Source organism: Paraburkholderia solitsugae (genome assembly GCF_013177695.1).
GTDB lineage: Bacteria > Pseudomonadota > Gammaproteobacteria > Burkholderiales > Burkholderiaceae > Paraburkholderia > Paraburkholderia solitsugae.
In genome coordinates this window covers 147,084-166,597 of sequence record NZ_WOEY01000127.1, presented here as the reverse complement: position 1 = coordinate 166,597, position 19,514 = coordinate 147,084, and the positions used below count along the sequence as shown (strand labels likewise).

Here is a 19,514-nt window from a genome sequence, read left to right as displayed (position 1 = left end):
GGTGACAGCTTTTAAGTAAGCGCCAAGCCGCATACCTGGAGTGTAACGGTCATGTTCCTGACACGCTTTATACCTCTTTTTTCCTTAAGGTTTCCTTCAGCTAGAATCGCTACTATCGCCCGTGAATTGGTTACTGCCAGTTACTGTCGCATGGCCAACACGAGCACGCGAAACTACGTCGAGTTGTCAGAACATCGCAACTTAATCGTAAGCACATCGATCGAATGTACGGCCGGCGCTTATGCTGGCGCTTTTTGCCGGCGCTTTTGCCAGCGCATTGTCCCGCAAACCGCGCCGCTACACGTCGCCGTGCGTTTCTTCAGGCCACGAGATCACGCCATGAAGCCACTCACCGTCGACATGTTGCGAGCCCATCTGATGGCGGCTTCGCTTACGGCCATGGGGACCGAAGTGCTTGCATTGCTGGCACTGCTGGTCTTACCGGTTTCCCAACAGGTCTTCTTCAGTTCCACAAGCTTTCAGCTCCTTGCGCTCGCGCTGATCGTGAGTGGCGTCCTCGTGATGCGGCAGATCGCGCACGCCGCGTTCGACCTCGCTATTCAGGGCCGGCACGCCACGCATGCCGGCCGGCCCGTTCTGATTGAAGCGGATTGTCCGCAGCGCTGGTTCGTGGTTCTTCATCTCCGCTTTACGGGCAGACCGTTCGTGCTGGCCGGGCACTGACGGACGCAGGCGATGGCAGCGCACACATTGACGGCATGCCAATGGATCCTGTTATCCGGCTGCGTCCCGGCTTCGCTCTATGCGATGCTGGCGGCGGTGGCGATGCCGTTCTTCGCGGCGCGCCGCGGGAGGGCAGCGAGCGCGGCAGCGGCTGCGAATGCCGCCGGCAGCGCTTCAGATGTTCTGGCGCCTTTTGTCGGTGTCGGCGTCAGCGTGCTCAAGCCGCTGTGCGGCGCCGAGCCGCGTCTCTACGAGAATCTCAGAACCTTCTGCGACCAGCGCCACGGGAATTTCCAGCTCGTGCTGGGCGTGTCTTCGCCGGACGATCCGGCGATTGCGGTGGTGCGCCGTTTGCAGGCTGCCTACCCGAGGCACGACATCGAGCTTGCGATCGATACGCGCGTGCATGGCAGCAATCTCAAGGTCAGTAATCTGATCAACATGGCGGCGCGGGCGCGCCATGACGTGATCGTGATCGCCGATAGCGACATCGCGGTCGAAGCCGATTACCTCGACAGCGTAGCAGCGCCGCTCGCCGATCCGCACGTGGGGGTGGTGACCTGTCTCTACGTGGCGCATAGCGTCGGCGGTTTCTGGCCGCGGGTGGGCGCGTTGTTCATCAACGAATGGTTCGCCCCGTCGGTGCGCGTCGCGCATGCGACGGGCTCGCGCCGCTTCGGTTTCGGCGCGACCCTGGCTTTGCGCCGTGCGACGCTCGAGCGTATTGGCGGTTTCGACGCGTTGAAAGACTGTCTCGCGGATGATTACTGGCTCGCCGAACACGTGCGGGCGCTCGGGCTTAGCACGGTGCTTTCGCGCGTGATGGTGGCCACCGACGTCATCGAGCCGACCTTTTCAGCTTTGTGGCAGCGTGAGACGCGCTGGTTGCGCACGATCCGCTCGGTGAACCCGCTTGGCTTCGCGTCTTTGATCATCACGTTCCCGACGCCGTGGCTCATTGCCGGCGCATGGCTCACCGCCGGTCTCGTCAACGGTCCCTTCGACGGCGTGCATCTGTGGGCGGTGCTAGCGAGCGGCGCCAGTACGGCGGCGGGTTTTGCCGCGCGCATGCTGCTGCATCTGCGTGCCGCGCGTCATGAACGCACTTTCTGGCGCGACTTGCCGCTCGTGCCGTTGCGCGATACGTTGCTGGCGTTCCAATGGCTCGCCGGCGCGTTCGGCTCGCATGTGATGTGGCGTGGCGCGCGCGTGCCGGTCGTGGCCTCTGCGTCGACTACGCGTGATGCGACGCTGCGTGTGATGGAGACTTCGGATGGCGGCTAAGCCACGTGGGCTGATCGTCACTGCCGACGATTTCGGCCTGCATTCACGGGTGAATCTGGCGGTCGAGCAGGCGCACCGGCACGGCGTCTTGACGGCCGCGAGCCTGATGATCGGTGCACCTGCCGCGGGTGATGCGGTGGCGCGTGCTCGCGCACTGCCGGAGTTGCGGGTCGGCCTGCATCTGGTGCTTGCTGACGGCGACGCGGTCACGCCGCGCGCCGGGATTTCTGCGTTGCTCGACGAGCATGGCCGCTTTGGCGACAACATGGTGCGGGACGGGGTGCGGTTTTTCTTTTTGCCGCATGTTCGCAAACAGCTGGCGCGCGAGATTCGCGCGCAGTTCGAGGCTTTTGCGAGGACGGGGTTGACGCTCGATCACGTCAATACGCACAAGCATTTTCATTTGCATCCGACGGTGCTTGGATTGATCCTGGAGATTGGCCGCGAGTATGGGATGCGGGCGATGCGTTTGCCGTTTGAAGTTGGCGCGCCGCTGTGGTTGCGGCCGTGGATCTCACGGGTGCGGGCGAGACTGGATCGGGCCGGGATCGTGCATAACGATTATGTTGTTGGGATTGCTAATAGTGGGCGGCTATTTTGGCGTTGCTGCCGCTTGCGTTTGCCCTTGGGCAGGGGGCGGCTATGCAGCAGCCTTTGGCGGTTGCCATTATTTCTGGGTTGATTGTGCAGTTGCCGTTGGTGTTGTTGCTTTTGCCTGTGGTGTTGAAGGTGTTGATGAAGAAGCAGGCTATTTAAAATTGGGGTTTTTGCCTGCTCGGCGTTTGTTTCTGTATGCCTGCGGCGTTGGCCTTTCCTTGATCTGTTTGCCTGCTCGGCGCTTGTTCGTCTGTTTGCCTGCGGCGTTGGCCTTTCCTTGATTTGTTATTGGTCTATTAGCGTTGCCCCTGTGCCAGGCAAAAGAAAGCGGCTCACACCGCTAATTCTTAAGCGGGTCCCCTGGCTTGGAGGGGGCAGTGGTGCATCTGGAATCTGTGTTCTCGCACATTCGGCGCCAGTGACAAGGCAGTCATACTTCCGGCGGCGCTGCGCGCGCCGAAACCCACTTCCTAAAACCGCCCGCAGCGGTTTAGTGTTCGCGCTTCGCTCAACGCTGCGGCTCGCCGTTGCATCGCCACCGCGACCAAATCTGCCACCGCAACTGGGGCCGGGGCCTGCGGCTAAAGCTGCCACGCAGCCGACATTTCATTCGAAGTAGGGGTTCGCGCATGATTGCAGAGGCGCTTCGCCGAGGCGAAGCCGATGGCCCCCACCGCCCCCGAACGAAGCCCCTGGTTTCCCTGGCAGACCCATCCGCGACGCACGCAGTGCGGAGTGGGAGCTGATGAGCGCTTTGTCGCCAACGCCGAATGTGCGAGGGCACGGATTCCAGATGCACCACTACCGTGGCTGCGCGGGGGACCCGCTTAAAAATTTGCGGTTTGAGCCGCTTTCTTTTGCCTACTTTTCTTTGCGGCAGGCAAAGAAAAGTAGGTGCCCGTCCCGCACAGGGGCGACGCTAATAATCCAATATCAAATCAAGGAAAGGCCAACGCCGTAGGCAAACAGAAACAAGCGCCGAGCAGGCAAAAAAACTAAAGCAAAGCCCAACACCGCAGGCAAACAGGCAGATAGCGCCGAGCAGGCAAAAAAAACAACAATCAACACCCTCATCCTTCGAAAATCGCAAAAAAATACCGGATTTACCTGAGACCCATAAAACGCGAAAGCGGGGTACATAGCAGGAAAAACCTCGAATTTAATCGTGCCACAAGGGAACTTTCACCGCCGCCGTCATGCGGCACATCGCACCCCGCCATGAGCGCGTTTCAACACGCTGCTACAATCCTGTCTTTCTCGATCGATTGTGCGCTATGGGTTTCGAACAACTCGCTGAATTGAAGAAGCAACTGGCGGCCGCACGCGCCGAAGCTGCGCCTGCGGCCAAGCCTGTCGCCAAGCCCGGTGCGAAGCCTGCGCGCAAGCCGTCGCCGCCGCGACGTGGCGCGCCCGCTCAAAAGCCAGCGGCCGACTCTAGGCCCGCAGCCGACGCCAGGCCCGCGCCCAACGCCAAGCCCGCGGCCGACGCACGGCCCGTGGACCCGGTGGTGAAATCGATCGGCAGGCTGCAAAAGCGCTTCCCGAACGCGTTCCCGAAAAATCCGGCGCCCAAGCTGCCGCTGAAGGTCGGCATCTTCGAGGACCTCGTGGTTCACGCGAAGGAGCTGTCGCTGAACGAAGCCGAGCTGCGCGATGCGATCAAGACCTGGTGCCGTGGCAGCCGCTACTGGAAATGCCTGGTCGAAGGCGCCGCGCGCGTCGATCTGACGGGCGGCGAAGCAGGCAAGGTCACCGCGCAGGAAGCGGCAGGCGCACAACGCCTGCAGGCGCATCGCGCGGGCAGGGGCGCAGCGAAAGCAGCAGCTTCGGCGGCGGAGGCGTCCGCCAATGCTTCGGGCGCTTCGTCGGATTCGGGCACCGCGGTCGCTTCGGCCGATGCCGCAGCGCAAGCAGCGGCCAGCTCGCAAGGTGACGCAGCGAACGAGCCGCAGGCCGCCTCGACGGACACCCCGGCCGCTGAGTCGGCCACGCCGTCGACAACGCCGCCGTCAGCACCGTCGGCCACTGCCGAAGCGTAACGAGACCTGCCGCCCCCGCCTAGGGGTGGCTGCCGTGCGCCGCCGCCAGCCGGCCGCGCACGAAGCCGACGTGCTCGCGCAGCACATAGAACGCGTCGGCATATGCAAGGGGCATTCGCAAACGGTTAAGCGACGCCTCGATTTGATCGAGTTCCGCGAAAAGCTGCTTGCGCTCCGCGTCGCTCGAGTCGGCGAGTGCGCCGCGTTCAATTGCAATCAGCGCACCGTAATAGCGGTAGATGCGCGAGCGCACGCGCCACCGGTACAGTGCCGGAATCAGGCGCATCGCCGGAAACAGCAGCACTGCCATCGGTAGCAACAGAACGAGCGTGCGGTCGCCGATGCTCGCAAGCCAGAACGGCAGCGTGCGGTATAGAAAACTCTTGCCGGTCTTGTAGTAGCGCTGTGCGTCTTCGCTGATCTGATACTCATGGGCGACCGGACTCGGGAATTCCCCCGCGTGCTGCAACAGCCCGGGCATGCCGTGCACCTCCTGCGCGGCCTCAATCAATAAGTCGGAAATCGCCGGATGCAGATTGGTCCGGGCCACGAGTTCGACCGTCGGGCTGATCAGATGGACGGTGACGGGCGGAATTCTGCGCTTGAGATCCAGCACGCCGGGCGGCAGGTCGATCTCGTCGAGATAGGGAAAGCGGCGCGTATAGGCGCTGGCTTCGTCGAAATCCATCACGGAGATGCCCGGCACTCTCAGGAGCCTCAGCATCAAGCCGCGCGTGGCCGAGTCGCCGTTCAGGATCGCCGCGTCGACGTCGCCGGCCACGAGTTGTGTGGCGGCCTGCAAGCCATCGCTCGGCACCAGCACGGTGTCGCCGCCCGGTTCGATGCCGTTTGCTTCCAGCAGTTTGAGCGCCAGCAGGCGCGTACCGCTGCCTTCACGGCCGATTGCAATCCGCTTACCTTCCAGTTCTGAAAGCTCGTTGATGCCCGTGCCGCGATAGAACACGACCACCGGAATATAGAAAACGCTGCCGAGCGACATCAGCGATGACGTATCGAGCCCATCGGCCACGCCGCCTTGCACGAGCGCGAGATCGACATGCTGTTTGGGGTCCAGCAGACGACGCAGATTCTGCACCGAGCCATCGGACTCCAACACGTTCAGCGTGATGCCGTTGTGCGCGAGAATCTTCTTGTACTGATCGGCGGCGACAAAGAACGAACTGTCGTGCGGGCCCGCGCTCATCGTGATGGTTTTCGGCGGCGCCGGATCGACCAGCCAGACGATCAGCGTGACCATCAGCACGATCAGCGCGGCCACGATGACGTAAGGCAGGGTGTGATCGCGCCACTCCGCATGCGATTGATCGCCGGGAAAATGCGGGGGACGCGAGCGAGGCGCTTTCATGGACACTCCGTGCCGATAGCCGGGATGACGCATTGTCTACTGTCCGCAGCGTATAAGTGAAATGTCCGGCATAACCGGCGCCTTGCCGGCCGGGATGCGCGTCAGATCGTGGCCTGAGCCTGCTCGCTTATTCATTTGGTCTGAGGCATGCGGTAGACGCGGATCATATCGCGGCTATCGACAACGTCACGCGCAAGCTCTACTACATCATCAGTCAGAGAATTGCAGAAGGCACGCCGGTCGGTGTCAATACGCTGCGCCATGTTTCGTGAGTAAGTGACGAAACTGGGTGATTTCATATCGCTGAACTATACTCAAAAAAGTTTTTCGGGCTCATCACGGTGGGCACCCTTCCCGAACAATACATGCAGCAAATCCGATCCTTTTAACCGCATCGTGCGGAATTATTACCGATCGATTGCTGGACACGTGACTGCCGTGCGGCACTCGCCACGTATCTTTGCTTGACCTAAAAAGAACGTGGTTCGCAGTGGAGAGACACATCATGGCAGAAGCAGACAACGTCCCCTATGGGCGCAAGACTCAGCACGCGCCGGCTCTCAAGGAAGTGCACATCATCTGGATCACCGCGGGCCTCGGCTGCGACGGCGATTCGGTATCGATTACCGCGGCAACTCAGCCAAGCATCGAGGATGTCATTCTCGGTGCGATTCCCGGCCTGCCGAAGGTGCATTTACATAACCCCGTACTGGCGTATGAAAACGGCGACGAGTTTCTCAAGCCGTTTCACCAGGCCGCGCGCGGGGAGCTTGAGAACTTCGTGCTGGTCATGGAAGGCTCGATTCCAAACGAACGTATTAATCGCGAGGGATATTGGGCCGCATTAGGCACCGACCCCGATACGCAGGAACCGATCACGATCCCGCAATGGCTCGACCGGCTCGCGCCGCGCGCGCTGGCGGTAGTCGGCGCGGGCACCTGCGCGACCTACGGCGGCATTCACGCGATGGAAGGCAATCCGACCGGCTGCATGGGCCTCGCCGATTATCTCGGCTGGGACTGGAAGTCGAAAGCGGGTTTGCCGATCGTCAACGTGCCAGGCTGTCCGGTACAGCCGGATAACTTCATGGAGACGCTGCTCTACCTGCTCTATCAGTTGGCGGGTCTCGCGCCGATGATTCCGCTCGACGAAGCGTTGCGGCCGAAGTGGCTGTTTACGCGCACCGTTCACGACGGTTGCGATCGCGCGGGTTCATACGAACAGGCGATCTTCGCCACCGAATACGGCAGCCCGAATTGCATCGTCAAGCTGGGTTGCTGGGGACCGGTCGTGCAGTGCAACGTGCCCAAACGCGGCTGGATGGCGGGCATTGGCGGTTGTCCGAATGTGGGAGGCATCTGCATCGGCTGCACGATGCCGGGCTTTCCCGACAAGTTCATGCCGTTCATGGATGAGCCGCCGGGAGCGGTGCTGTCGTCGAATCTGATCAAGAGCTATGGTCCGCTGATTCGCAGCCTGCGCAAGCTGACCAACAACACGCTCAACCACGAGCCGAAATGGCGTCACAACGGTTCGAAACTCACGACCGGCTACGATCGCTGATCGGGCGGCGTAGTTGACGGAATTCGACTTGTCAGCAGGGAGGAGGTCATGGCCGTTAGTACCGCACCTGAAGCGACCGCAAGCACCCAGGCAGCGCCGGGCAAGCTGGTCGAAATGAACTGGGATCCGATTACACGGATCGTCGGCAGTCTGGGCATTTACACCAAGATCGATTTTGCGAACCGCCGCGTGGCGGAGTGTTACAGCACGTCGTCGATCTTTCGTGGCTACAGCATTTTCATGAAGGGCAAAGACCCGCGCGACGCGCACTTCATCACGAGTCGCATCTGCGGGATCTGTGGCGATAATCACGCAACCTGTTCCGTGTACGCGCAGAACATGGCGTACGGCGTGAAGCCGCCGGCGATTGCCGAGTGGATCGTCAATCTGGGCGAAGCGGCCGAATACATGTTCGACCACAACATCTTCCAGGACAACCTGGTGGGGGTGGATTTCTGCGAGAGGATGGTCAAGGAGACCAATCCCGGCGTGTGGGACAAGGCACAGAAAACGCCCGCGCCCCATGCGGACAAGCACGGCTATAAAACCATCGCGGACATCATGACCGCACTCAATCCGTTCACGGGTGAGTTCTATCGCGAGACCTTGATGGTCAGCCGCTATACGCGCGAGATGTTCTGCCTCATGGAAGGACGCCACGTGCATCCGTCGACGCTCTATCCCGGCGGCGTGGGTACGGTGCCGACCATTCAGCTGTTCACGGATTACATCACGCGTCTGATGAGGTACGTCGAGTTCATGAAGAAAGTCGTGCCGCTGCATGACGATCTGTTCGACTTCTTCTATGAAGCGTTGCCGGGTTACGAAGAAGTCGGCCGCCGTCGCATTCTGCTCGGTTGCTGGGGCTCGTTCCAGGACCCGAACGTGTGCGACTACAGCTATAAGACGATGACGCAATGGGGCCGTGGCATGTTCGTCACGCCCGGCGTGGTGGTGGACGGCGAACTGGTGACGACCGACCTCGTCGATATCAACCTGAACATCCGCATCCTGCTGGGCAGTTCCTATTACGACGACTGGGACCACGAAGAAACCTTCGTCAAGCAAGATCCGCTCGGCAATCCGGTCGACCGCAAGCATCCCTGGAATCAGACCACGCTGCCGCGTCCGCAGAAGCGCAAATTCGACGGCAACTACACGTGGGTGATGTCACCGCGCTGGTTCGACAAGCGCACGGGCGATCATCTCGCGCTCGATACCGGCGGTGGACCGATCGCACGCTTGTGGGCGACGGCGTTGGCGGGGCTGGTCGATATCGGTTACATCAAGGCGACCGGCCAGAGCGTGAAGATCTATCTGCCGAAGACCGCGCTCAAGCCCGAAGTCGAATTTGAATGGAAGATTCCGAAGTGGAGCAACGCGATCGAACGCGATCGCGCCCGCACGTATTTTCAGGCGTATTCAGCGGCTGCGGCCTTGTATTTTGCCGAGCAGGCGCTGGCCGAATTGCACGCGGGCCGCACCCGCACGTTCAGCGACTTCACGGTGCCGGAGGAGGGCATTGGCTGCGGCTTCCATGAAGCGGTGCGCGGCGTGCTCTCGCATCACCTCGTGATCCGCGACGGCAAGATCGCCAACTATCACCCGTATCCGCCTACGCCGTGGAACGCCAATCCGCGCGATATCTACGGCACGCCTGGGCCCTATGAAGACGCGGTACAGAACACGCCGATCTTCGAAGAGAACGGGCCGGACAAGTTCAAGGGCATCGACATCATGCGCGCGGTGCGCAGCTTCGACCCCTGTCTGCCGTGCGGCGTGCATATGTACGTCGGCAATGGCAAGACGATCGATACGTCGCACTCACCGACCTTCGGCGTGATGCAGGGAGCGCTCAAGTGAGCCACGAGAGCGCGGTCGCCGCCCAGCAACGCCGCATCGACGAACTGATTGCAGCGCTGGAGGCGCTCGACGACCCGCGCGCGCGTGAGCCTGCCAAAGAACTGTTGCAGGTTGTCCTCGATCTGCACACGAACGGGCTCGCACGACTGATGGAGATCGTGGCGGACGCGGGCGCGATGGACGACGCCATGGTCCAAGCGTTCGAGCGCGACGCCGGCGTGTCGGCGTTGCTGCTGTTGCACGGCTTGCATCCGCAGGACCTGCCGACGCGTGTGTCGCATGCGGTCGACAAGATGCGGCCGTTGCTCGGCGCCCAGGGCATCCAGATCGAACTGCTCGACGCCGCGGAAGAAGCCGTGCGTGTGCGCGTAGCCGGCCGGCTGCAGGGCAAGCACAACTCAGTGGGCGAATTGCAGCAGGAAATCGAACGCTCGATTTTCGAAGCGGCGCCAGAAGCGATGCGCGTCGAGATCGCGGGTCTGCCGGACGTTAACGTGCATGAACTGCGCTTTGTGCCGCATCACACACAGGCAGCAAGTGATGGAGCAAACCAGGTACCAAGCGAGGTAGCAGGCCGGACCGAGGCCGGCGCGCAATGACCCCCGCCGCCACGACACGCGGCTGGGTCGCGCGGCTGCGCCATTTCGTGCGCAAGGCCGACGACATGCAGTGCGAGTTGTGTGGCCTGCCGATTCTGTCCGACCACCCCCATCTGTTCGAAACTGCCAAACGACAGCTCTATTGCTGTTGCCGTGCGTGCGCGCTGCTGTTCGGCAGCCAGCAGAATGCGCGCTATCGTCCGGTGCCACGCGACGCGCATTATCTCGACGGCTTCCGCATGAGCGATGCGCAATGGGATGCGTTGGCGATTCCCATCGATATCGCTTTCTTCTTTCATGACAGCCAGGCACAGCGTGTCGTCGCGCTTTATCCCGGGCCGGCCGGTGGCACCCAGTCGCTACTGGCGTTGCAAGCGTGGGACGAACTGGTCGCCGAGAATCCGTTGCTTGCGCAATTGCAACCCGACGTCGAAGCGCTGCTGGTCAATCGCAGCGAAGGCGCGCGCGATTATTACCGCGTGCCGATCGACCAGTGTTACGCGCTGACTGGTGTGATTCGCGCACGCTGGCGCGGACTGTCTGGCGGCCGGGAGGCGTGGGATGCGATTCATCGTTTCTTCGCCGCGCTGAAGACTCATGGCCGGGTGCCGGAGGGCTTGCTCCATGCCTGATCTCGGATTCACTGTCGAGTCGGCGGAAGTCGTGCCGTTCGCCGCAGCGCCGCTGCTGACGTTCAGGCTGCATATTGCCAATACACCGGTGCAGGAAGAGATCGCCAGCATTACCCTGCAATGCCAGATCCAGATCGAAGCGACCAGGCGCCGCTACGCGCCCGCCGAGCAATACGGACTCGAGGACCTGTTCGGCACGCCACCGCGCTGGGGCGAAACGCTGCGCACGCTGCTATGGGCCCATACGACAGCGATCGCACCACCGTTCACCGGCGAGTGCACGCTCGATTTGCCAGTGCCGTGCAGCTTCGATTTCAATGTGGCCTCAACCAAATATTTTCACGGCCTTGAAGAAGGCGAGATTCCGGTGATGCTGCAATTCAGCGGCACGGTGTTTTATCGCGAAGCCGACGGTGCGTTGCAGGCCGCGCCGATTCCGTGGCACAAGGAAGCGGCCTATCGGCTACCCGTTGCGCTATGGCGCGACATGATGACCCGCTACTACCCGAACGGTGCCTGGCTGTGTTTGCACCGGGATGTGTTCGATCGCCTCTCGCGTTACAAAAGCAGGCGGGGTCTCACGAGCTGGGAGCAGGCAGTGTCGAGCCTGCTCGACGGCGTCGAGGAGGACATATCGTGAACGCGGTCGAGAGTGTGGTTCAGGCGGTGCTGTACGAAGGCTACATGCTGTATCCGTACCGGCCGACCTCGGTCAAGAACCGGCAACGCTGGACCTTCGGCGGTGTGTATCCGCGCGTCTATGCCGAGGCATCCGGCAGCGATCCGTGGGTGACGCAGACCGAGTGTCTGCTGCGCGGCGACAAGCGCACCCGCGTGGTCGTGCGACCCGGTTTTCTGCAGGTAATCGAACGGATGGTGCTCGATGTGGCGGAGGGTGCCGCCGCGCGGCCGGAGTCGGGTGAGCCGGTCTGGCGCACCGTGCCCGTGCTGGATATCGACGAACGGCGCTATACCCCATGGCAGGAAGCGGCCGAGCGACACATTGCCGTGCCGGTTCTGGTCATTGGCGAATTGCTTGATGCACCGTTGCAGATTGCGTTTTCGTTCGACGCTACCCGTGAGCTCGAACCGCTCGCCGACAGGCAAGGCACACTGCGTGGCGCACTTAGCCGCACCCGCGCTTCGCTGCAAGGCCGCGTCGAACTGAGTGCGGCTAGCGTGGCGGCCGGGGTTTATCGTTTGAAGGTGCGTATCGTCAACGAGACGCCACTCGACAATGCAGGCGGCCTGAAGCGCGATGCAGCTTCGCTGTACGCGCTGGTGTCGTGTCACACGGTGCTGACCACCGAGGGCGGCACGTGGATCTCGTCGATCGATCCGCCCGCGGAACTGGCGGCGGCTGTCGCCGCGAGCCGCAATATCGGCGTATGGCCTGTCCTCGTGGGCGACGAACAACAGCCCGACACGATGCTCGCCTCGCCGATCATTCTTTACGACTTCCCGCAGATCGCGCCCGAAAGCGCGGGCGATCTATTCGATTCTACGGAGATCGACGAGATCCTCACGCTGCGCATTCTCACCATGACCGACGACGAAAAGCGCGAAATGATCGCCACGGACGAGCGCGCGCGCGCGTTGCTTGCACGTACCGAAAGTCTCGGCGCCGAGCAGATGGAGAAGCTGCACGGAACCTTGCGCCAGGTGCGCGCGCTCGACGCGGCAAGCGTGGGCGCATTCTCGCCGCTGGAAGCTGCCGCCATGCCGGTGTCGCCCTGGGCGGAGCTCGACGCGCGCCCGCATCTCGCGTGCGTGCGGGTGGCGGGCGTGGAGATTCGGATCGGCGACCAGGTGCGCTTGCGCCCACGTGGCCGCGCGGACATCTTCGATATCGCACTGAGCGGCATGATTGCGACGATTGAATCGATCGAGCGCGATTTCGACGATCACGTACACGTTGCCGTCACAGTCGACGACGATCCCGGCAAGGACCTCGGCATGCAGCGCATGCCCGGCCATCGCTTCTTCTTCGGCCCCGACGAGATCGTGCCGCTGGTCGATGCGTCCAGCTCATCTGGTCCGTCCAGTCGCAAAGGAGGCCATGCGTGAGCGCGATTCTGGTGGCGGGCCTCGGCAATGTGTTTCTCGGCGACGACGGCTTCGGCGTCGAAGTGGTGCGCCGACTGCGGGAGAAACTGGCGGCCGGTGAGCTGCCGGCGTTCGGCGGAGGCGTGAGCGTCGCGGACTTCGGGATTCGCGGCATCGACCTGTGCTATGCGCTGCTCGATGGCGTGGACAGCGCGATTCTGATCGATACGACGCAGCGCGGCGGTGCGCCGGGCACGTTGTATGTGATTGAGCCGTCTGTTGAAGACACTGCCGGCGATGAACCCGGCGATCCGTATGCGGCGCCGATCCTGATGTCGCCGCATGAAATGGATCCGGCCAACGTGCTGCAAACGGTGCGGATGCTGGGCGGCGGTTGCGAGGACATCGTGGTGCTGGGTTGCGAGCCGCATGACTTCGGGTTCGAGAATGGCGAGGAAGGACGGATGGCTTTGAGCGGCGCGGTGGCGGCGGCGGTCGAGCCGGCGGTCGAACTGGCCGTGAAGCTGGTGATGGCGAGGATGGAGCGCTTGTCCGCACGTGCGGCTTGAACGGCCGGGCAGGCAGGTGGTTGAGTTGCAGTCCGCATGCACCGTTCGAACGGTTGAGCAACTGAGCAACCCGGCGGCAGACCGTCACGGATACGGTGCGAGATAACTGAAGTGGGAGGCATCATGAAAGGCTTTCTGAAGTACCTCTTGTTGCCTGCGTTGATCGTCGGCGTGATGGCAAATATGAAGGACATCAAGCGCTATATCCGTATCCGCAACATGTAGGCGGTAGCAGCCAGGGAGTTAGCGATGAGCACACATGTACAGCCTGCCGGACGGTCTTCGCCGCCACGTTCGGCGATCCCCGGGGCAGTCGGCGAGGAAATCCGCGTGCGCGGACTGGTGCAAGGTGTCGGCTTCCGGCCGACCGTGTGGCGGCTCGCGCATGCATGCGGCGTGGTCGGCGACGTGCGCAACGATAGCGACGGTGTGCTGATTCATGCGTGGGGCGATGCGTGGACGCTGCAGCATTTCATCGAAAGCCTGAGCACCGAGTGTCCGCCGCTCGCGCGGATCGACGCCATCGAGCGGCATCAACTGAGCGCAGCGGCCGAAGCCAGCGATTTCCGGATCGTGGCGAGCGTGAGCGGCCAGGTGCAGACGGGCGTCACACCTGACGCAGTAATCTGCGCGGACTGTGCCGCGGAGATCGCCGACCCGGCGAACCGACGTTACCGTTATCCGTTTACGAACTGCACGCATTGCGGCCCACGTCTGTCGATCGTTCAGGCCATTCCCTACGATCGCGCCAATACGACCATGGCCGCGTTCGACATGTGCGACGCGTGCCGTGCCGAGTATGAGAATCCCGCCGACCGGCGTTTTCATGCGCAACCGGTCGCGTGTCCGGTATGCGGCCCGCGTGTCTGGCTGGAAGGCCGGTATGGCGCGCGTGCCGATGGTGACGATCCCTGTCGCGCGGCAAGCCTGTTGTTGCGGCACGGCTCGATTGTCGCGATCAAAGGACTGGGGGGCTTTCAGCTCGCCTGCGACGCCGGCGATGAAGTCGCGGTCGCGCGTTTGCGTAAATTGAAGCGGCGCGAGCGCAAACCGTTCGCGCTGATGGCGCGCGATCTGCAGGCAGTACGCCGCTATTGCACGCCCGACCCAACCGAACTCGCCCTGCTGCATAGCGCGGCCGGACCGATCGTCATCTTGCGTGCTGACGGGGCGGAGTGCGTCGCGCCGAGCGTCGCGCCGGGTGTCGGCACGCTCGGCTTCATGCTGCCGTCTACGCCGCTGCACCGTTTGCTGATGGAGTCGATCGACTCAGCGCTCGTCTTGACGAGCGGTAACACCAGCGACGAGCCCCCGTGCATCGACAACGCGGATGCCCGCGCGCGGCTCGGCCGCATCGCCGATGTTTTCCTGATGCACGATCGCGACATCGCACGCCGGGTCGACGATTCGGTGGCGCGCGTGGTGCAGGGCGAACCGCGCGTGCTGCGGCGCGCACGGGGCTATGCACCGGCGCCGTTGCTGTTGCCGGAGGGTTTCGCGCAAACGCCGGCGGTGCTGGCGATGGGCGGCGAGCTCAAAAACACCTTCTGCCTTGCGCGCGACGCACAGGCGATCGTCTCGCACCATCTCGGCGATCTGGAAGACGCGTTGTCCTATGCGGACTATCGCCGCTCGGTGGCGCAGTATCTGCGCCTGTTCGACCATGAGCCACAGGCGGTGGCGCTCGATCTTCATCCCGAGTATCTGTCGCGCAAGATCGGCTACGACCTCGCGCAAACGTGGCAGGTCCCCGTGGTCGAGGTGCAGCATCATCACGCGCATCTCGCCGCGTGCATGGCCGAGAACGGCGTTGCGCTCGATGCGCTGCCGATGCTCGGTATCGCCCTCGACGGTCTTGGTTTTGGCGACGACGGCACGCTGTGGGGCGGGGAATTCATGCTGGCGGATTACCGCGGCTTCACGCGTCTCGGCAGATTCAAACCGGTTGCGATGCCCGGTGGTACCCGCGCCATCGAAGAACCGTGGCGCAACGCTTACGCGCATCTCATGGCGGCATTCGATTGGCACGGCTTTACGCGGCAATACGGCGGACTCGACGTGCAGCAGTTCCTGAGCCGCCGTCCGCGCGCCGCGCTCGATACGATGATCGCGCAACGCGTCAATAGTCCGCTGGCAAGCTCCGCGGGCCGCCTGTTCGATGCCGTGGCGGCCACGCTCGGCGTGTGCCGGGAGCGTGTGCTTTACGAAGGGCAGGCCGCTATCGAGCTTGAGGCGCTGGTTGATCTGCAGGCGTTGAGAAACGACAGCGACGTCCACGCGTATCCGTTCGAAATCGTCAGCACCACGCCGGACGGCTTGCGTTGCATCGAGCCTCGGCCGATGTGGGAGGCCTTGCTCGGCGATCTGTTGCGCGGCACGTCCATGCCGGTGGTCGCGGCGCGGTTTCACAAGGGGCTGGCCATCGCGATCGTGCGGATGGTCGAATGTCTGGCCGATCTGCTGACAGGACCGGTTGATGCGCGGAGTGTCGCGCTGTCGGGCGGTGTTTTTCAGAATCGTATTCTGTTCGAACAGGTCGCCGGGCGGCTCGGCGCAGCGGGTTTTCGTGTGCTGACGCATCGGCAGGTACCCGCCAACGACGGTGGTTTGTCGCTAGGGCAGGCGGTCGTCGCGGCGGCGCAGCAATGCAATGGCATGTGAACGTGGCGCAGCGGTAGCAGTGCGGAAGTAGCGGTACAGAGGCGGTGATGCAGAAATAGCGGCGCAAAAGCGGGTTAAGGGGAGAACACCATGTGTTTGGGCATCCCGGGACAAATCGTCGAAGTGACTGACGCGGCGAACGATCTCGCGCTCGTGAACGTCGGCGGTGTGCGGCGCGTGATCAACATCGCCTTCGTGATCGACGAGGGGCGGCCGGCGAGCGCGTGCATCGGCGAATGGGTCTTGGTGCACGTGGGCTTCGCGATGAGCCGGCTCGACGAGCAGGAAGCCGCGCGCACGCTCGCGTTATTGCACGAACTGGGCGTCGCGCAGGGCGAGATGGACGACATGGCTGACATGGATGAGCTGCGCGATGAACTGCGCAGTGCGCCATGAGTGCGCGATCGGAAGCCAACGGAGACCGATATGCCCGAACATGAATCGCTGCAGGCGTTGTATCCGTTCCTGCACGGCGCTCGCCAGGACGTGGACAAACTCGACGCGGCATTACTTGAATCCGTGCGTTTGAAAGCACAGGACAGCGTTGACACCAAACGACGTTTCTTCGACGAAAACGGTCCGGCGGTGGTACGGATCGCTCATGCGGTAGCCGACATGTACCGCCGCGACGGCCGGCTCTTCACGATGGGCAATGGCGGGTCGAGCTGCGATGCCGCGCATATTGCCGTCGAGTTTCTGCATCCGGTGACCACGGGCCGGCCGGCGCTCACCGCGATCAATCTGGTGGCCGACGTCGCCATGATGACCGCGGTCGGCAACGATGTCGGCTTCAGCCATATTTTCGTTCGGCAACTGGTGGCGCAAGGCCGGCGTGGCGATGCGCTGATCGGCGTGTCGACCAGCGGAAACTCCGAAAACCTGCTGACTGCCTTTACGAAGGCGAAAGAGATGGGCCTGCTGACCATCGGACTGTCGGGTCACGATGGCGGACGCATGTCCACCAGCGCCGCTGTCGATCATTGCCTCGTGGTGCGAAGCGACAGCATTCATCGCGTGCAGGAAACTCATGTGGCGATTTATCACATTCTGTGGGACCTCGTGCATACGCTGCTTGCCGACGACCGCGGCAACCTCGCCGGTTCGGGGGGGCTGGCAGGCTCGGCAGAGGGAGGCGCGCCATGAAATACGTCGATGAGTTTCGCGACCCGCACAAAGCGAAGACGCTGGAGAAGGAAATCCGCGTGCTGGTGTCCTGCATCGAACGCGCCAAACAACGGCCGCTGCAAATCATGGAAGTGTGTGGCGGTCATACCCATACGATTTTCCGCTACGGCATCCAGCAGTTGCTACCCGATGCGGTGGAGTTCGTGCACGGCCCGGGTTGCCCGGTGTGCGTACTGCCGATGGGCCGCGTCGACGATTGCGTCGCGTTGGCCGAACGCCCGGAAGTGATTTTCACGACCTTCGGCGACGCGATGCGTGTACCCGGTTCGAAAAAGAGCCTGCTGAAAGCGAAAGCCGACGGCGCCGACGTGCGCATGGTCTATTCACCGCTCGACGCATTGAAGCTCGCGCAACTGAATCCTGACCGGGAGGTGATCTTCTTCGGTCTCGGCTTCGAGACGACGATGCCCAGCACGGCGATGACGGTTCTGCAGGCGCACGCGCAAGAGATCCACAATTTCTCGCTGTTCTGCAATCACATCACGATCATCCCGACTATCAAGGCGATTCTCGATTCGCCCGACTTGCATCTCGACGGTTTTCTCGGCCCGGGGCACGTCAGCATGGTGATCGGCACGCGACCCTATGATTTCATCGCGCGGCACTATCGCAAGCCGATTACGGTGGCAGGATTCGAGCCGCTCGATATATTGCAATCGATGTGGATGGTATTGCGGCAGATCGCGGACGGGCGCTGTGAAGTGGAGAACCAGTATGGCCGGGTCGTGACGGAGGATGGCAATGCGCAGGCCTTGTCGGCGGTGACGCGTGTGTTCGAGACGCGTGAGTTCTTCGAATGGCGCGGACTGGGTTCGATCGATCACTCGGGTGTCCGGGTCCGTGAGGCGTTCGCCGCGTTCGACGCGGAGCGCAAGTTCGACGTGCCGAACCTGAAGATCGCGGACCCGAAAGCATGCCAATGCGGGGAGGTGCTCAAGGGCGTGATCAAGCCGCACCAATGCAAGGTGTTCGGCACCGCCTGCACGCCGGAGTCGCCGCTCGGCTCGCTGATGGTGTCGAGCGAAGGCGCGTGTGCGGCTTACTACAACTATGGGCGTATTGATACGTCGCGGATTGATGAGCGGCGTGTTGCGCGGCAAAGCGTGAAATCAGCGGATGCGATGGCTACGGCGTGCCTGGGCGCCAGCGACGTGACTGTTGCACCTGAGCATGAACCTGAGCGTGCAGCTGGCCTGATCGACGATGCGATTGCTGCGACGGCCACACGAGGCGCCCTATGAAAGGGCAACTGTCCACTCCAATCCGACCAGGCGTACCTCAGCGCATGGTCTTCTCTGCCGATGCAGGTTATGCATCGACCACGGGAGGCCATTCGTGAACGACCGGGCGTCTGATCCTCTGCAGCCCACGGCACGTCGTCGCGTACACGACGTTTCCGTCAATCTGGCGCATGGTAGCGGCGGCCGCGCGATGCGCGATCTGATTGAGGACGTTTTTGTTTCGACCTTCGACAACCCCACGCTTGCCGCGCTGGAGGATCAGGCCGTATTCGCGCTCGCCGATCTCGCCACGCGTGGGGACCGGCTTGCCTTTACGACCGATAGCTACGTAGTCGATCCGCTGTTTTTTCCAGGCGGCGACATTGGCACGTTGGCCGTATCGGGCACGGTCAACGATCTCGCCGTATGCGGCGCGACGCCCTTATATCTCTCGTGCGCGGTGGTGATCGAAGAAGGTCTTGCAGTCGATATCTTGCGGCGTGTCGCCGCGAGCATGCAACGGGTCGCGCTCGAAGCGGGCGTCGCGATCGTGACGGGCGACACCAAAGTGGTCGAGCGCGGCTGTGCGGACAAACTGTTCATCAACACCGCCGGCATCGGCGTGGTACGCCGCGACGTGTCGATTTCGGCTCGCAACGCGCGTCCTGGCGACATCGTGATTGTGAACGGCTATCTCGGCGATCACGGCGCGGCGATTCTGGTGGCGCGCCAGCAACTCGCACTGGAAGCTGATGTAGAAAGCGATTGCTGTCCGCTCAATAGCCTGATCGCGGCAATGCTCGACGCATGTCCGCAGATTCATTGTTTGCGCGATGCGACTCGCGGTGGCGTCGCGACCGTGTTGAACGAGTTCGCACAGAGCTCAAACGTGACGATACGGTTGCGTGAAGCGGACCTGCCGTTGCGCGAGCAGGTCAAGGGCGCGTGCGAGATCCTCGGCCTCGATCCACTGTATCTGGCCAATGAAGGCAAGCTGGTGGCCGTTGTGCCCGCCGATGCAGCCGAGCGGGTGCTGACTGCCATGCGCGCGCATCCAGCAGGACGTGAGGCAGCCGCCATTGGTACGGTGGAAATGGGCGAGGCGGGTCCGGATGCGCTCGTCGTCATGCAGACGGTGTTCGGTGGGCAGCGTATCGTCGACATGCTGGTGGGCGAGCAGTTGCCGCGCATCTGCTGACTGCTGG

At 62.5% G+C, this 19,514-nt stretch carries 19 protein-coding genes and 1 pseudogene; 19 read left to right on the top strand and 1 reads right to left on the bottom strand.

The window, feature by feature from the left end; genetic code table 11:
* Nucleotides 1-339 precede the first annotated feature (339 nt).
* The 5 genes from GNZ12_RS32265 (at nt 340) to GNZ12_RS32250 (ending at nt 4,604) form a co-directional block, all read left to right on the top strand.
* Nucleotides 340-684 carry a hypothetical protein gene (locus GNZ12_RS32265; RefSeq protein WP_172316085.1) on the top strand — a complete coding sequence of 115 codons (345 nt, stop codon included), beginning with the start codon at nt 340-342 and terminating at the stop codon, nt 682-684.
* Nucleotides 685-696: 12 nt separating this feature from the next.
* Complete coding sequence (gene hpnI / locus GNZ12_RS32260; RefSeq protein WP_172316084.1) at nt 697-1,968, top strand: bacteriohopanetetrol glucosamine biosynthesis glycosyltransferase HpnI; 1,272 nt, start codon at nt 697-699, stop codon at nt 1,966-1,968.
* Nucleotides 1,958-2,650 carry a hopanoid biosynthesis-associated protein HpnK gene (hpnK, locus tag GNZ12_RS32255; protein WP_172316083.1) on the top strand — a complete coding sequence of 231 codons (693 nt, stop codon included), beginning with the start codon at nt 1,958-1,960 and terminating at the stop codon, nt 2,648-2,650. The genes hpnI and hpnK overlap by 11 nt, the downstream gene beginning before the upstream one ends.
* Nucleotides 2,611-2,724, top strand: coding sequence for a hypothetical protein (locus GNZ12_RS44655; protein ID WP_235993942.1), 114 nt, complete (start codon nt 2,611-2,613; stop codon nt 2,722-2,724). The genes hpnK and GNZ12_RS44655 overlap by 40 nt, the downstream gene beginning before the upstream one ends.
* Nucleotides 2,725-3,839: 1,115 nt before the next feature.
* On the top strand, nt 3,840-4,604 hold the full coding sequence (locus tag GNZ12_RS32250; RefSeq protein ID WP_172316082.1) for a ProQ/FinO family protein: 765 nt from the start codon (nt 3,840-3,842) through the stop codon (nt 4,602-4,604).
* Nucleotides 4,605-4,623: 19 nt separating this feature from the next.
* Here the strand turns inward: GNZ12_RS32250 and GNZ12_RS32245 are convergent, their stop codons facing one another.
* A complete protein-coding gene (locus GNZ12_RS32245) occupies nt 4,624-5,970 on the bottom strand; it encodes a TAXI family TRAP transporter solute-binding subunit (protein ID WP_172316081.1) in 1,347 nt (448 codons plus the stop codon).
* A 110-nt stretch (nt 5,971-6,080) separates the two neighbouring features.
* On the opposite strand from GNZ12_RS32245, the pseudogene GNZ12_RS45120 reads away from it, so the two are divergent.
* The 14 genes and pseudogenes from GNZ12_RS45120 to hypE form a co-directional block, all read left to right on the top strand.
* Nucleotides 6,081-6,203 (top strand): annotated as a pseudogene (locus GNZ12_RS45120) (HoxN/HupN/NixA family nickel/cobalt transporter); the annotation flags it as partial.
* Between the two features lie 272 nt (nt 6,204-6,475).
* Nucleotides 6,476-7,534 carry an NADH-quinone oxidoreductase subunit B family protein gene (locus GNZ12_RS32235; protein ID WP_172316080.1) on the top strand — a complete coding sequence of 353 codons (1,059 nt, stop codon included), beginning with the start codon at nt 6,476-6,478 and terminating at the stop codon, nt 7,532-7,534.
* 48 nt (nt 7,535-7,582) lie between these two features.
* Nucleotides 7,583-9,397 (top strand): nickel-dependent hydrogenase large subunit, encoded by a 1,815-nt coding sequence (locus GNZ12_RS32230; RefSeq protein ID WP_172316079.1) that lies wholly within the window; start codon nt 7,583-7,585, stop codon nt 9,395-9,397.
* The gene (locus GNZ12_RS44650; RefSeq protein WP_172316078.1) at nt 9,394-9,996 is read left to right on the top strand and encodes a NifU family protein; all 603 of its coding nucleotides are present in this window, start codon (nt 9,394-9,396) and stop codon (nt 9,994-9,996) included. Before GNZ12_RS32230 ends, GNZ12_RS44650 begins: the two co-directional genes overlap by 4 nt.
* Nucleotides 9,993-10,628 carry a DUF5947 family protein gene (locus GNZ12_RS32220; protein ID WP_172316077.1) on the top strand — a complete coding sequence of 212 codons (636 nt, stop codon included), beginning with the start codon at nt 9,993-9,995 and terminating at the stop codon, nt 10,626-10,628. Before GNZ12_RS44650 ends, GNZ12_RS32220 begins: the two co-directional genes overlap by 4 nt.
* Nucleotides 10,621-11,268: a DUF6084 family protein gene (locus GNZ12_RS32215; protein ID WP_172316076.1), complete on the top strand. Its 648-nt coding sequence runs from the start codon at nt 10,621-10,623 to the stop codon at nt 11,266-11,268. The genes GNZ12_RS32220 and GNZ12_RS32215 overlap by 8 nt, the downstream gene beginning before the upstream one ends.
* Nucleotides 11,265-12,695: a hypothetical protein gene (locus GNZ12_RS32210; RefSeq protein ID WP_172316075.1), complete on the top strand. Its 1,431-nt coding sequence runs from the start codon at nt 11,265-11,267 to the stop codon at nt 12,693-12,695. The genes GNZ12_RS32215 and GNZ12_RS32210 overlap by 4 nt, the downstream gene beginning before the upstream one ends.
* A complete protein-coding gene (locus tag GNZ12_RS32205) occupies nt 12,692-13,243 on the top strand; it encodes a hydrogenase maturation protease (RefSeq protein WP_172316074.1) in 552 nt (183 codons plus the stop codon). Before GNZ12_RS32210 ends, GNZ12_RS32205 begins: the two co-directional genes overlap by 4 nt.
* 123 nt (nt 13,244-13,366) lie before the next feature.
* Nucleotides 13,367-13,468: a DUF6893 family small protein gene (locus GNZ12_RS45620; RefSeq protein WP_407947743.1), complete on the top strand. Its 102-nt coding sequence runs from the start codon at nt 13,367-13,369 to the stop codon at nt 13,466-13,468.
* 24 nt (nt 13,469-13,492) lie between these two features.
* Nucleotides 13,493-15,904, top strand: a complete 2,412-nt coding sequence (gene hypF, locus GNZ12_RS32200; RefSeq protein WP_172316073.1) for a carbamoyltransferase HypF — start codon at nt 13,493-13,495, stop codon at nt 15,902-15,904.
* A 90-nt stretch (nt 15,905-15,994) separates the two neighbouring features.
* The gene (locus GNZ12_RS32195; RefSeq protein ID WP_172316072.1) at nt 15,995-16,300 is read left to right on the top strand and encodes a HypC/HybG/HupF family hydrogenase formation chaperone; all 306 of its coding nucleotides are present in this window, start codon (nt 15,995-15,997) and stop codon (nt 16,298-16,300) included.
* A gap of 30 nt (nt 16,301-16,330) precedes the next feature.
* Nucleotides 16,331-17,047 (top strand): D-sedoheptulose-7-phosphate isomerase, encoded by a 717-nt coding sequence (locus GNZ12_RS32190; protein ID WP_172316071.1) that lies wholly within the window; start codon nt 16,331-16,333, stop codon nt 17,045-17,047.
* The gene (gene hypD / locus GNZ12_RS32185; RefSeq protein WP_172316070.1) at nt 17,044-18,330 is read left to right on the top strand and encodes a hydrogenase formation protein HypD; all 1,287 of its coding nucleotides are present in this window, start codon (nt 17,044-17,046) and stop codon (nt 18,328-18,330) included. Before GNZ12_RS32190 ends, hypD begins: the two co-directional genes overlap by 4 nt.
* A gap of 94 nt (nt 18,331-18,424) precedes the next feature.
* Nucleotides 18,425-19,507: a hydrogenase expression/formation protein HypE gene (gene hypE / locus GNZ12_RS32180; RefSeq protein WP_328806093.1), complete on the top strand. Its 1,083-nt coding sequence runs from the start codon at nt 18,425-18,427 to the stop codon at nt 19,505-19,507.
* Nucleotides 19,508-19,514 lie beyond the last annotated feature (7 nt).